Here is a 14167-nt window from a genome sequence, read left to right as displayed (position 1 = left end):
GCGCTTGCGGGGGCGATGATCGACTAAATCCCCCCGCCGGCCCGTTTCGACGCCACGTCGGCGAGGCTCCCGAGTTTGGGCCCTTCGATCTGCCTCGGCGCGATCGGCGTCAGCGCCGCGCCAGGGGCTACGTCGGTGAGCTGGCGGATGCGCGCGCGGAAATCGGCGAGCTCCTTGCCTTCGAGCTGCGCCCTGGTGACGAAGCTTACCGATGCGGGATTCACCGCATGACCGTTGCGGTAGAGCTCATAGTGAAGGTGCGGCCCCGTCGACAGGCCAGTACTGCCAATATAACCGATCACCTGTCCGCGGCGGACATGTTGGCCCGCGCGCACCGCGATACGGCTCATGTGGCCATAGCCGGTGCCAAGGCCGCCGCCGTGATTGAGCTTCACATAATTGCCGTAACCCCGGTTACGGCCCGCCGTGGTGACGACGCCGTCACTCACGGCATAGATGGGCGCGCCGTATCCGCCGCCGAAATCGATGCCGCTGTGCATGCGCCGGTATCCGAGGATCGGGTGCCGGCGCATGCCGAAGGACGAGGTGACGCGGCCGTGCGTCGGACGCACCATGCCGCCGCGCTGCTGCCCGACACCCGAGGCCTCGAACCACTGCCTTCGCCCTTCCTTGGTCCATTCGAGCATCGACAGTTTCGGCTTCCCGCCGCGCCAAAGCCCTGCGTAAAGCAGCTTGCCGCTCTCGCTCTCCCCGGTCTCGGCGCGCCGATGCTCGACGATGATGTCATATTCGTCTGAGGCGCGGATCGCCCTTACCGGCATCTCGCGGCTGATGACGCGCAAATAGGACTGAATCGCCTCCGGCGGCGCGCCCGCGGCGCGGGCCGAGCGATAGAGGCTGTCTCCCACACGGCCGCGGATACGCAGCGGCGTCGCGTCGACCGCGATCGGAATGCGGCGCATCACCAGCCGGTCGCCCTCCCGTTCCATTTCGATCCGCAGATCGAAGCGCGCGCGCATCGCGAGCGCCTCGACGGGGCGTGGCATGGTCCGCATCGCGCGGCGGCCGAGGATCAGGTCGATGCGTGTCCCAGGTGCAATATCGGCGAGCGGCACCGCGCTCGCCACCTGGCTGGCCAGCGCCTGCGCCTCGGTGCTGCCCACGCCCGAACGTTCGAGCAGACGGGCAAAGCTGTCTCCCCTGCCTAGCGTCGCGGTGAGCTCGATTTGCGGCCGCTCGGGGGTCTGGGCAAGCGGGCGAACCGCATCGGTCGCGGCCATGTGGCGGCCGGTGTCGGCGCCGAGCGCGAGCGGCACGATCATCTGCGCGCGCGCTTCGTTGAAATCGGCGGCGTCGAGGACGGGCGCTCCGCCCACGCCGAGCGGCTGGATTCCGGGGAAGGTCGCGATCGCGCTGCCGCAAAGCAGCGCAAGCGTGGCGAAACCTCGCCACCATTCGGCCGATCCGATATCGGCGCCGAGGTCGGGGACGAGATCGAGCTGGGCGAGCCGCTCGCGCCATGTCAGCGGCGGCTCGGCGCCGCCATGTCCCTTTTGCAGGGGAAGCGCCTGCGACAACGCGAGCGCGGCGGCGTTGCCGGACATCCCCGCGATGGGCTCATGGCGCTGAAACAAGATATTACCCCCGCTCGACGGCGCTGCCCTTTCGCAGCGGCCATCGATGAAAATTCTGCGCCGGTTTTTGTAAATAAAGGCCGTTAAAGTCAATTTAACGGGGGTTATGGCGCCTGCCGCTGCGGCGAACCGTGGCGCGGGCACGTTGATGCGCAGGAGCGCGACTTCTGGGCTCATGTTCGGAAAAAGGCTGCCCTCCGTGCGATCGACGGTTGCGCCGCCGGGCCGCCCATGCCAGCATCACGCGACAAGAATATGCCATCTCCCTCGTCCCATCCGGTCAAGGCCGTCCTTGGCCCCACCAACACCGGCAAAACCCATTTGGCGGTCGAGCGCCTGACCGCCCATGCGAGCGGCATGATGGGCTTCCCGTTGCGCCTGCTTGCACGCGAGGTTTATGACCGCGTTGTCGCGATCAAGGGCGCTGGCCAGGTCGGACTTGTCACGGGGGAAGAGCGAATCATGCCCGCGGGCGCGCGCTATCTGCTCGGGACGATGGAAGCGCTGCCTGTCGAACGCGACGTCGCCTTCGTCGGCATCGACGAGGCGCAACTGGGCGCCGACCCCGAGCGCGGACATGTTTTCACCGACCGGATGCTGCGGGCTCGAGGGCGCGAGGAAACGATGATCCTGGGATCGGCGAGCATTACCGGGCTCGTTCGCGATCTGGTGCCCGAGGCCGAGATCATCACCCGCCCCCGCTTCTCGACGCTCAGCTACGCCGGGCCGATGAAGCTTTCGCGGCTACCCAAGCGATCGGCGATCGTCGCCTTTTCTGCCGATGAAGTCTATGCGATCGCCGAGATGCTGCGCCGCTTTGCAGGGGGCGCGGCGGTGGTGATGGGCGCGCTCAGTCCCCGAACGCGCAACGCCCAGGTCGCAATGTTCGAGGCGGGCGAGGTCGACTATCTCGTCGCGACCGATGCGATCGGCATGGGCCTCAACCTCGATGTCACTCACGTCGCCTTTGCGAGCCTGCAGAAATTCGACGGCCGCCGCGTCCGCCGGCTGACGATCGCCGAGATGGCCCAGATCGCGGGCCGCGCGGGGCGGCACCAGCAGGACGGGAGCTTCGGCACCATCGGCCTGCCGCAGGGCGGCATGATGCCCGAGGAAATCGCCGCGATCGAGGGACATCATTTCCCACCGCTGGCGAGCCTGTTCTGGCGCGAGCCCAGCCCTCGCTTCGACTCGCTCGACCGGCTGATAGCGGACCTCGGCCGCCCGCCAGCCCATCCGGCGCTGCGCGCGGCACCCGAGGCGGTCGACCTTGCGGTGCTGAAGCACCTTGCGGGCGACATCGAAGTTATCGCGCGCGCCAACGATACGGAGGCAGTCGCACGGCTATGGGATGCATGCGGCCTCCCCGATTTTGAACAGTTGGGCCCGGAGCACCACAGCCGCACGGTGTTGAAGCTCTGGCAGTGGCGGACAAGCGGCAACGGGATGATTGACCCCGACTGGTTCGCGCGGCGGCTGGCACGGCTCGACGATGTGGAGGGTGATATCGATCAGCTTGCGAGCCGCATTGCCGCAGTACGCACGCTCTGCTTCATCGCGCAGCGCGGCGACTGGATCGCGGACGCGGCAGGCTGGACAGCGCAGACGCAGGATCTCGAGACGCGCCTGTCCGACGCGCTGCATGCCGCGCTGGCGCAGCGCTTTGTCGACCGCCGGCTTGCGCTTCTCATTCGCGATGCCGGGCAGCGTCACACCGCGCTGCCGGTCGCGGTTGGCGCCGACGGCACAGTTGCAGTCGACGGCGAGCCGATCGGGACCCTCGCCGGATTCCAGTTCAAGGTCGATGCGCAGGCGCGGGCGAGCGATCACCGGTTGCTGCTCGCGGCCGCGGAGAAACATCTGCGGGGCGAACTCGCGCGGCGCGCGGCCGCGCTTGCCGAAGGCGATGGGAGCGCGCTGACGCTGATCAGCGAAGCGGGCGCCCCGCCACGGATTGCGTGGCATGGCGACGTCATCGCGACGCTCGCCAAGGGCACAACGCTCGTTCAGCCCGCGATTCTCCTGGAACCGGCGCTACGCCGGCTCGAGCCGCCCCAGGTGCAGGCGATCGCCGAGCGACTGCAGACCTTCGTCGCTGAACAGCTCGCGCGCCACGCGGCACCGCTCGCCGCCATGGGCGCGGCGGCGAGCGACCTGTTCACGCCGCCGCGCGTCCGCGCCTTGCTCGCGGCCATGGCTGACGGCAGCGGACTCGTCGAACGCGCCGTCGTCGATGAACAGCTCACCGCGATGAGCGCCGAGGAGCGGCCTCAACTTCGCAAGCTCGGCCTGACCATCGGCTCGCTCGACATCTTTCATCCGCAGCTCCTGAAACCCGAAGCGGTGCGTTGGCGCGCCGCGCTTGCGGCCGCGCAGCAGGGCAGCGCGATGCCCGAACTTCCTCCCCATGGCGCAGTCATCCAGAAGCACGGCAGCCCCGAGGGCTTGCGCCTCGCCGGCTTTCGGCGCTGCGCGACGGGATGGCTGCGCATCGACATGGCCGAAAAGCTCGCGCGCCAGGCCCATGCCGCGCGGATGCAGGCCGCCGCGCCGCCGACCGCGCCCATTGCCGGCGGCGAGCCGCACCACGACAACGACGCGCCCGAGGAAAGCGAAGCCCAGGCCGAAGCGCTACCGGGCTTCGCGATCGACCCCGCGCTCGCCACCTCGCTTGGTCTTGATGCCGACGCGCGGCGTGCGCTGCTCGGCAGCTTCGGATTCCGCAGCGTCGGCGATCCTGCGCTCGAGCGCTGGCGCTGGCTCGGGCGGCGCAGCGGCGAAAAGCGGCGCAGTCCCCGTCATCGTCGCAAGGGCGCAGAGCCGCGCCCGGGCGCGCCCAAAACGCAGGTGCCGCGCTCCGAGAAGGCTCCCCGCGCGAAAAAAGGCAAAAGCGGCAAGGCTCCCCACACGGGCTCGCGGGCCGCGCGCGGCGACCGCACAGCGCGGCGGGGCCCCTCGCCCCACAGTCCCTTCGCGGGACTGGCAGACCTGCTTGCAGGCGCCCGGGAGGATTGATGGCGAGCCCTGGCGCGGCAGGAAGCATGAGGCTCGACAAGCTGCTGTGGTATTTGCGCTTTGCGCGCTCGCGCAGCCTTGCCCAGGCTCTGATAGCAGCGGGACATATCCGCCTTGATGGCCGGCGCGTAACGCGCGCGTCGTGCGCCGTGCACGCAGGCCAGACGCTCGTCCTTCCGGTTGGTGAACGGATCGAGGTGCTGCGCCTCCTCTCGCTTCCCGGACGGCGGGGCCCCGCGAGCGAAGCGCAGGCGCATTATCTGCGACTTGGCCCCGAGACCCCTTCGCCCCCCAGCGCGGCTATCAGCGGCGAAGGAAAAGCTGTTAGCCGCGACGCCTCCGACGAGCCTATGGAGTGAAAGTGATTCGCAACTGCCCGAAAGCGTTGACGCGCCGCCGCCACGCGGCATAGAGGCGGGGAATCAGTACAGTCGAACGGCGCCGGCGCGCCGCGATAAGGGAGCCGTTACCCATGACCTACGTCGTCACCGACGCCTGCATCCGCTGCAAATATATGGACTGCGTCGAGGTCTGTCCGGTCGACTGTTTCTATGAGGGCGAGAATATGCTCGTCATCAACCCCAACGAGTGCATCGACTGCGGCGTCTGCGAACCCGAATGCCCGGCCGAGGCAATCTTGCCCGACACCGAAAGCGGGCTCGAGAAATGGCTCGAGGTCAACAGCAAGTTCAGCGCCGAATGGCCGAACATCACGACCAAGAAGGACAGCCCCGCCGACGCCGATGAATATAAGGGCGTCGATGGGAAATTTGAAAAATTCTTCTCTCCCGAGCCTGGCGAGGGCGATTGATTCTCAGCCGATGTGAAAAGGTGGATCGGGGCGGGTGCTTCCCGCCCTTTTCTGTTTGAGGCAGCCGCGGCGATTTTGCCCCCTTGAAACGCTGGGCATTGCCGCCGATGTAAAGCGTGGAAGGGCCACCCGCCGGTTTTGGACCGGACAGCCCGGCAAATATAAGGACAGAATTCCAATGATCGATCCGCTCGCCGCCCTTGTTCCCGTTGTCGTCGAACAGACGAGCCGCGGCGAACGCAGCTTTGACATCTTTTCCCGTCTGCTGCGCGAAAGGATCGTCTTCGTGACCGGCGAGGTGGAAGACCAGATGGCCTCGCTGATCGTCGCCCAGCTTTTGTTCCTCGAATCGGAAAATCCGAAAAAGGACATTTATATGTACATCAACTCGCCGGGCGGCGTCGTCACGGCGGGCATGGCGATCCACGATACGATGCAATATATCCGCCCGCGCGTCGGTACGGTATGTATCGGCCAGGCAGCGTCGATGGGCAGCTTCCTGCTTGCAGCCGGCGAGCCCGGCATGCGCGTTGCGCTGGCGAACGCGCGTGTGATGGTGCACCAGCCCTCGGGCGGCGCGCGCGGCATGGCATCGGACATCGAGATTCAGGCCAAGGAAATTCTGCGCATTCGCAAGCGGATGAACGATCTCTATGTGAAATATACCGGCAAGTCTCTGAAAGAGATCGAGAAAGCGATGGATCGCGACACTTTCCTCGAGGCTGACGAGGCCAAGGAATTCGGCATCGTCGACCAGGTATTCGACCGCCGTCCCGGCATGCCCGACGCGGAGACTCCGAGCGAGCTGAGCGAAGGCCCCACGCCCTGATCGGTGGACGCGACAAGATTGCGGTAACCGCGTTTCTTGACGCGTCTTTCGCCGCCCTGCCCCATGATGGGATCCGGGTCGGAACATTGTCTGCAAGTCAGCCAATTGCCATATTGTAATTGGATGGACGGGGGCTAGGATATAGGCGCTGGCGCTCATTTCGGCGTCGGCCAAAGGAAGTTTTATGACGAAATTGAGCGGCTCGGACAGCAAGAGCACTCTCTACTGCTCCTTCTGCGGCAAGTCGCAGCACGAAGTCCGCAAGCTGATTGCCGGGCCGACCGTGTTCATCTGCGACGAATGCGTCGAGCTGTGCAACGACATCATCCGCGAAGAGATCAAGGGCGCAGTCGCCGCGCGCAAGGATGGCGCGGTGCCGACGCCGCTGGAAATCTGCCAGCATCTCGACGCCTATGTGATCGGACAGAACACGGCCAAGCGCGTCCTGTCGGTCGCGGTGCACAACCATTACAAGCGGCTCGCCAACTCGGGGCGCGGCGATGATGTCGAGCTTGCCAAATCCAACATTCTGCTCGTCGGCCCGACGGGCAGCGGCAAGACGCTGCTCGCGCAGACGCTCGCGCGCTTTCTCGACGTGCCCTTCACCATGGCCGACGCGACGACGCTCACCGAAGCGGGCTATGTCGGCGAAGATGTCGAGAATATCATCCTCAAGCTGCTCCAGGCCTCTGACTATAATGTCGAAAAGGCGCAGCGCGGCATCGTCTATATCGACGAGATCGACAAGATCAGCCGCAAGGCCGAAAATCCCTCGATAACCCGCGACGTGTCGGGCGAGGGCGTGCAGCAGGCGCTTTTGAAGCTGATGGAAGGCACGACCGCGAGCGTTCCCCCGCAGGGCGGCCGCAAGCATCCGCAACAGGAATTTCTGCAGGTCGACACGACGAACATCCTCTTCATCGCGGGCGGCGCCTTTGCCGGCCTCGAAAAGATCATCGGCGACCGCCTGCAGGGCAAGTCGATCGGCTTCGGCGCGCATGTCGCGGGGCCTGACGAGCGCCGCGCGGGCGAAGTGCTGAAGCAGATCGAGCCTGAGGATCTTCTCAAATTCGGTCTGATCCCCGAATTCGTCGGGCGCTTGCCCGTCATCGCGACGCTCGAGGATCTCGACGTTGACGCGCTGGTCAAGATTCTGGGCGAGCCCAAGAATGCGCTGGTGAAGCAGTACAAGAAGCTTTTCGACCTCGAGGAGGTCGCGCTGACCTTTACCGACGACGCGCTGGTCGCGGTCGCCAAGAAGGCGATCGAACGCAAAACGGGTGCGCGCGGTCTTCGCTCGATCGTCGAGGCGATCCTGCTCGACACCATGTTCGATCTACCCGACCTCACCGACGTGGTCGAGATCGTCGTCGACAAGGATGTCGTCGAGGGTCGCAAGCAGCCGGTGCGCGTCTATGCCGACAAGGCGAAGGAAGCCGGCGACGCCGCCTGAACGGGACGGCGCGCTGAGGAAGAGCTGCCTCACCCGCTTATCTGACCCTCGAACGAGGGAATGGGGGTTAGGCCGAGTCGCCCTGGCGCAATGTTGCATTGCAGCAACAGTTGCCGAAAAAACGCCCCCTTCGGCGGATAGCTTCCCCGTCATTGTAACGGAAAAACCGCGCTTTTCCGCCGCGTCCTGTTCGCGGGAGGCCAGCGGCGGGGTTGCACTGTCACAATCATGCCATAGAGGGGCGTCAGGGGCCCGGCCAGGTTATCGCGTGCCTGTTGCACGCTACGGCCAGCCATCCACCAAGGGGACATTCTGAAATGAAATTTCGTCATTCGCTCGCCGCTAGCTGCGCGCTGCTTCCCGTCGCGTTGCTTTCCTCGCCCGCCTTTGCACAGTCGACGGGTTCGCAGGACTTCGAAAACGAGATCGTCGTCACCGGTTCGCGTGCGAACCAGGGCGTGGCGGGCGTTGTCGCGCCCGACACGACCAAGGCGAAGGCCGTTCTGACGCAGGAATTCATCGCGCATCAGGCGCCGGGCCAGACCGTCAACGACATCATCAATCAGCTTCCTGGCGTCAGCTTCCAGAACAACGACCCGTTTGGATCGGCCGGCGGCAAGATGACGATCCGCGGCTTCGACAATACCCGCATCAACCAGACGTTCGACGGTATTCCGCTCAACGACTCGGGTAACTATGCGCTCTACTCGAACCAGCAGCTCGACCCCGAGCTGATCGAACAGGTGAACGTCAACCTGGGTTCGACCGACGTCGACAGCCCGACCGCCGCGGCTTCGGGTTCCACCGTCAACTACCGCACCCGCAACCCGGGCGAGGAGTTTGGCGTCAAGCTGGTCGGTTCGGCCGGCGACTTCAGCTTCTTCCGCGTCTTCGGAATGGTGGACACCGGCGTCTTCACCCCCTGGGGTACGCGCGCCTTTTTCTCCGCCAGCAGCGCGACCAACGATACGGTATTCGGCAATGTCGATCTGCCCGGTGTCCCGTCGCACAAGGGGCAGATTAACAAGCAGCAGTATAATGCCAAAATCTATCAGCCGATCGGCGACAATGGCGACTTCGTCGCGATCTCGGGCCATTACAACCAGAACCGCAACAACTTCTTCGGTTCGGTCGCGCTGCGCAATGACCGCGACGTTCCGGCTGGCTTCCCGCAGACGAAAGACGAACGCGATTACGGGATCGCGCGCTGCCAGATCAACACGGTAGCGACTCCGGGCGTTCGTGACACGGCTAACAGCTGCGGTTCGACCTTCGACGAACGCTTCAACCCGTCGAACACCGGCAACATCCGCATCAACTCGCGCTTCACCCTGTCGGACGGCCTCGTGCTGACGATTGACCCGAGCTATCAATATGTGAAGGCGAACGGCGGCGGCACCGCGACCGGAAACGAAGGTTTCCGCGACGTCGATCCTGGAGCGGGCGTCTCGCTGCAGACCGGCTACATGTCGGGCTCGCCCTATTATGGCCGCGATCTCAATGGCGATGGCGACATTCTCGACACCGTCCGCGTCCTGGCGCCCAGCCAAACGCAGACCGACCGCATTGGCGTCATCGCCGGCCTCCGTTACGAGCTCGATGACAGCAATACCTTCCGCGTCTTCTATAGCTTCGATCGCGCCAGCCACCGCCAGACCGGTCAGACGGGCTTCCTCAAGCTCGATGGCTCGCCGATCGACGTCTTCCCGGTCAACGATCCGCTGACCGATGTCGACGGCCATGTCCTGCAAAAGCGCGACCGCAAGTCGATCGCCATGCTGAACATGTTCGGCGGTGAATATCGCGGCGAGTTCGGCGCGCTGACCATTCAGGTCGGCGGTGCATACAAGATGTTCAAGCGCGACCTGACAAATTATTGCGCCACCTCAAGCGTGACCGGCTTTGTCGAATGCTTCGGCACCAACACCGACGGCCTCGAAGCCTGGCTCGCAGCCAACCCGACCCAGACGGTCGCGGGTGTGACCTTTGATACGCAGGGCCCGCAGCGCCGCGTTCGCAAATACAACAAGTTCACGCCGAACGTCGGCCTGACCTATGACCTGACCGATGCTTTCAGCATCTTTGCCAACTATTCGAAGGGCGTTCAGGTCCCCGGCACCGACAACCTCTACAACGCCTTCTACTTCCCGGCGAACACGCCGTCGGCGAATCCGGCCCCGGAAACGACCGACAATTTCGACGCGGGTGTGCGCTACAGCAGCAGCCAGATCCAGGCGCAGGTTGGACTGTGGTACACGATCTTCAATGATCGTCTCGCCTCCTCGTTTGACCCTGAGACTGAACGCAACGTCTATCGCAACCTCGGTCGCGTGGACAAATATGGCATCGACGGCAGCATCTCCTATCGTCCGATTCCCGAATTCTCGATCTATGCTTTCGGTTCGTACCTGAAGTCGAAGATCAAGGACGACGTGCTGAACGGCATCGACGGCAACGGCGACCCGATCTATGCGCCGACCGCTGGCAAACGCGAATCGGGTGCGCCGGTCTACACCTTCGGCGGCCGCGTCCAGGGCGAGCTGGGCCCGATCCAGCTCGGCGCGCAGGTCAAGCGGACCGGTCCGCGCTATGTGAACGACCAGAATCTCCCGCTGACGATCGGCGGAGTGGATGTCTATGGCGCGAAGACGCCGGCTTATACGCTGGTCGATCTTGACGCGCGCCTTGGGCTCGAATGGGCGGGTCTCGGCGACAAGACCTACTTCCAGTTCAACGTCTCCAATCTGTTCGACAAGCTCTATGTCGGCGGTTTCGACGGTCAGCTGGCGACCAACTCGGCCCCCTTCGTGCAGATCGGCGCGCCGCGCACGTTCATCGGCTCGATCGTCGTCGGCTTCTAAGCCGCGGCCTCACCGAAAAGATCAGGGCGCGGGAGGCAGCTCCCGCGCCCTTTTTTTTCTGCACGGCACGGCCGGCTGCTCGGCGGGGTTGCGGAGGCTCGCTCCCTGCGACTCCCCCTACACCGTCCCCTCTTCCTTCTCCGCCTGCTGACGCGCCCACATGTCGGCGTAGAGGCCGCGCATGGCGAGCAGCTGTTCGTGCGTACCCGTTTCGGCGACCCGGCCCCTTTCCAGCACGATGATCCGGTCGGCATTCACCACCGTCGACAGGCGATGCGCGATCACCAGCGTCGTGCGCCGCTCCGCGATGCGCTCGAGCGTCGCCTGGATCGCCGCCTCGGTGCGGCTGTCGAGCGCGCTCGTTGCTTCATCGAGGATCAGGATCGGCGGGTTTTTGAGGAGTGTCCGTGCGATCGCGACGCGCTGCTTCTCGCCCCCCGACAGCTTGAGCCCGCGCTCGCCGACCTCGGTCTCATAGCCTTGCGGCAGGAGCGCAATGAAGCCGTCGATCGCAGCGCCCTCCGCCGCCGCAGTAATCTCGTCGACGCTCGCATCGGCGCAGCCATAGGCGATGTTGTAGCCGATGGAATCGTTGAACAGCACCGTATCCTGCGGAACGATACCGATCCCCGCGCGCAGGCTTGCCTGCGTCACCGCCTTGATGTCCTGCCCGTCGATCAGGATCCGCCCGCCCTGCGGGTCATAAAAGCGAAAGAGCAGCCGCGCGATCGTCGACTTGCCTGCCCCCGAGGGTCCGACGATCGCCAGCGTCTCGCCCGCGCCCACCGCAAAGCTCACGCCGTTCAGGATCGTCCGGTCGCTCTCATAGCCGAAGACCACATTCTCGAAAATCACCGCGCCGCCATTGATAGCCAGCGGCGGGGCGCCCTCGGCATCACGGATTTCGGGCGGCGTGTCGATCAGGCGGAACATCGCCTCCATATCGATCAGCCCCTGGCGGATGATCCGGTACACCATGCCGAGCATATCGAGCGGGCGGAAAAGCTGGGCGAGCAGCGTGTTCACCAGCACGACGTCGCCGACCGCGAACTGCCCCTTCGACCAGCCCCACACTGTATAGGCCATAGCCCCCGCCATCGCGGCGTTGGTGATCAGGCTCTGCCCGATGTTGAGCCAGGCGAGGCTGTTCTCGCTCTTCACCGCGGCACGTGCATATTGGTCGGCGACGTCGCGATAGCGCGCCGCCTCGCGCTCCTCGGCGCCAAAATATTTGACTGTCTCGTAATTGAGCAGGCTGTCGACACTGCGCCCGACGGTCAGTGTGTCGAGGTCGTTCATCCGGGTGCGCAGCGCGTTGCGCCAGTCGGTCACGCGCCGCGTAAAGCCGATGTAGACGACCACCATCAGCGCCGTCGCACCCGCGAGTCCCAGGCTGAACTTGCTCCAGAAGATGACCAATACCGCGACCAGTTCGATCAGTGTCGGCGCGATATTGAACAGGAGGAAATAGAGCATCGTATCGATGCTCTTGGTCCCCCGCTCGATCACCTTCGTAACCTCGCCCGTTCGGCGCGCGAGATGAAACCGCAGGCTCAGGGCATGGAGGTGCGTGAAGGTCGCGATTGCCAGCTCGCGCGTCGCGTCCTGACCGACGCGCTCGAACACGACATTGCGCAGATTATCGAACAGCACCCCGGCAAAGCGCGCGCCGGCATAGGCGAGCACGAGGCCGATCGCGAGCGCGGCGCCTTCCTCCATCCCGGGCGCCATGCGGTCGATCGCAGCGCCATAGAGAAAACCCATTGAAAGCTGCACGCCCTTCGACGCGAGCACGATCGTTGCAGCGAGGATGATGCGGATCTTGTGCTCGCGGTGCCCGGCCGGCCACAGATAGGGCAGGAAACGCTTCAGCGTCGCCAGAACAGGCGGTTCGCGTGCCGCATCGGCGGAAGTGGAGGTGTCGGGCGGCATGGAGACGCCATGTAGGAGCTGAGGAGCCGAACGCCAAGCCGGCGCGGTCAAACAGGACCGCGCTTGACCTTAGGAGCGCACCCGGCGCCGGGTAGGCTGCATGGATTATGGTATGTCGGCCGACGCGTGGATGCCGGCCGCCTACCGCCTCTCGCGCTTGCCCGCGTGCCGCAGAATGCGATCGATCAGCCGCCGCGCCTCCGCATCGGGTCCGGCAAGGACAGGCGGTTGGGGATGAGGAGCCTGGCGGCGGCCAAAGCTCGGACGGCGGGGCGGGACAAGGGGAGCGAACAGACGCATGAGGGGCAAACCTCGCTAAGCGGCGTCGCCCCCCGGCCCGCCGCGGTGAATCTGGTCCCTGCCGCGATATTCAGAGCGCATGGTTTCGTCCCGGTTTAACGGATTGGTTACCGCTCTATTGCCGCTATTGGCTCGTGCGCTGCGGTACGGTGAACGTGCCCGTCACCCGCCCGCCGGTGCCGCCTTGCACGGGATTTCCATCGGGTCCGCGCGCCGCGCCGCGCCCATCGACGGTAGCGCGCCCTGAATTGAGGTCGATCACCATCCGCCCGCCCGACAGGCGGTTCGCTCCCTGGCGCAGCTCGACATTGCCGACCATGGTGATCAAGCGCCGCTCCAGGTCATAAATGGCGACGTTTCCCTTCGCGGTCTCGTCACCCTTGGTCACGGTAACCCCGCCCGAGGCGTCGAGCCTGTTGACGTCAGTGCCCCCCGCACGGGTGTAGGCCACGGTCATTCGCTGCGCGGTCAGGGTCATCCCCGCCTGTGTCACCCGCACATTGCCCGAGATAACGACGCGGTCGGACCGGTCCTGCACCTCGATAACATTGGCGGCAAAATCCACAGGCGCATTACTGTTGTGATTGGCGAGCGCCTGGGCATGGGCCGGCGCGCCGCCGCCCGTGGCGAGGATCGCAAGGCTGGTCGCCGCGAAGCTGGCGCCTGCGAGCGCCAGGCTCTTCCAGCCAAAGGCGCGCGGCGCGGGTGGGCGGTTCATCTGATCACTCCCTGATTGATCCGCAGCCGCGCATTGCCCGACAGGCGCACAATCCGCGTATCGAGGTCGGCATAAAGCTGGTTGGCCGAAAATTGCCCGATGTTCAACGCACCTTGGACTCCGCTGCTGCCCGCGAGGCTGCGATTCTTGAGGTCGAACGCCACGCCGTCGGCAACGATGCGATAGCCGTCGGCGCTTTTCACCAGCACTTCGCCAGGGACAAGGACCTTTTCAGTGTCCATGTTGTAAAGGCTCTGCTTGGCCGCGATCGTCGCCGGGCCGTCCTCGAGCCGGATCGCACCCGACAGGTCCGTCATCCGCACGATCGGCTCGGCGCTTGATTTCTGCACCGCGCTTCCCGCGATCAGCGCGAAAGGCTGGCCCTTGCCATCCTGGCCCCGATATTCGGCGCGGGTGACGCGCATCCGCTCCTTCGCGACCTCGACCTTGTCCTTCGCGAGCAGAAAGCTCACCTCGCTGCGCTGCGTAAATGGGGAAAAGACGAGCACCGCGGCCACCACCCCGATAACGAGCGGCAAGCCCACGCGCAGGATACGCACGACCCTGTCGTGGCTCGACCCCTTGGCCGCCCACAATTGCCGCATCGTCCGGTCGAGTTCGGCACGTTCGGACATCGTCGCTTTCCGGTTCGC

10 protein-coding genes are annotated in these 14167 nt (G+C 65.0%); 6 read left to right on the top strand and 4 right to left on the bottom strand.

Annotated features, from left to right (window positions below; all coding sequences use genetic code 11):
* Positions 1 to 23: 23 nt before the first annotated feature.
* Positions 24 to 1595: a M23 family metallopeptidase gene (locus B5X69_RS22230; RefSeq protein ID WP_281250924.1), complete on the bottom strand. Its 1572-nt coding sequence runs from the start codon at positions 1593 to 1595 to the stop codon at positions 24 to 26.
* A gap of 255 nt (positions 1596 to 1850) precedes the next feature.
* Here B5X69_RS22230 and B5X69_RS08400 point away from each other — a divergent pair, with 255 nt between their 5' ends.
* From B5X69_RS08400 to B5X69_RS08375, 6 genes are all read left to right on the top strand, one after another.
* Entirely contained in the window at positions 1851 to 4610 is a 2760-nt protein-coding gene (locus tag B5X69_RS08400; protein WP_079638326.1) for a helicase-related protein, read from the top strand.
* Complete coding sequence (locus B5X69_RS08395) at positions 4610 to 4969, top strand: RNA-binding S4 domain-containing protein (RefSeq protein ID WP_079638257.1); 360 nt, start codon at positions 4610 to 4612, stop codon at positions 4967 to 4969. Before B5X69_RS08400 ends, B5X69_RS08395 begins: the two co-directional genes overlap by 1 nt.
* Before the next feature lie 113 nt (positions 4970 to 5082).
* On the top strand, positions 5083 to 5421 hold the full coding sequence (gene fdxA, locus B5X69_RS08390) for a ferredoxin FdxA (protein ID WP_053555148.1): 339 nt from the start codon (positions 5083 to 5085) through the stop codon (positions 5419 to 5421).
* Positions 5422 to 5599: 178 nt separating this feature from the next.
* Positions 5600 to 6250, top strand: a complete 651-nt coding sequence (gene clpP, locus B5X69_RS08385) for an ATP-dependent Clp endopeptidase proteolytic subunit ClpP (RefSeq protein WP_053555149.1) — start codon at positions 5600 to 5602, stop codon at positions 6248 to 6250.
* 184 nt (positions 6251 to 6434) lie between these two features.
* Positions 6435 to 7703: an ATP-dependent Clp protease ATP-binding subunit ClpX gene (clpX, locus tag B5X69_RS08380; protein ID WP_053555150.1), complete on the top strand. Its 1269-nt coding sequence runs from the start codon at positions 6435 to 6437 to the stop codon at positions 7701 to 7703.
* Between the two features lie 317 nt (positions 7704 to 8020).
* Complete coding sequence (locus B5X69_RS08375) at positions 8021 to 10564, top strand: TonB-dependent receptor (protein WP_079638256.1); 2544 nt, start codon at positions 8021 to 8023, stop codon at positions 10562 to 10564.
* 117 nt (positions 10565 to 10681) lie between these two features.
* On the opposite strand, the gene B5X69_RS08370 is transcribed toward B5X69_RS08375, so the two are convergent.
* The 3 genes from B5X69_RS08370 to B5X69_RS08355 form a co-directional block, all read right to left on the bottom strand.
* Positions 10682 to 12496 carry an ABCB family ABC transporter ATP-binding protein/permease gene (locus B5X69_RS08370; RefSeq protein WP_079638255.1) on the bottom strand — a complete coding sequence of 605 codons (1815 nt, stop codon included), beginning with the start codon at positions 12494 to 12496 and terminating at the stop codon, positions 10682 to 10684.
* Between the two features lie 424 nt (positions 12497 to 12920).
* Complete coding sequence (locus B5X69_RS08360; protein ID WP_079638253.1) at positions 12921 to 13514, bottom strand: LptA/OstA family protein; 594 nt, start codon at positions 13512 to 13514, stop codon at positions 12921 to 12923.
* Positions 13511 to 14149: an LPS export ABC transporter periplasmic protein LptC gene (locus B5X69_RS08355; protein ID WP_079638252.1), complete on the bottom strand. Its 639-nt coding sequence runs from the start codon at positions 14147 to 14149 to the stop codon at positions 13511 to 13513. The genes B5X69_RS08360 and B5X69_RS08355 overlap by 4 nt, the downstream gene beginning before the upstream one ends.
* Positions 14150 to 14167 lie beyond the last annotated feature (18 nt).

The organism is Sphingopyxis flava (genome assembly GCF_900168005.1).
In the GTDB taxonomy this organism is placed as follows: Bacteria; Pseudomonadota; Alphaproteobacteria; order Sphingomonadales; family Sphingomonadaceae; genus Sphingopyxis; species Sphingopyxis flava.
The sequence above is the reverse complement of the archived record's forward strand: the minus strand, read 5'-3'. Positions and strand labels throughout refer to the sequence as shown.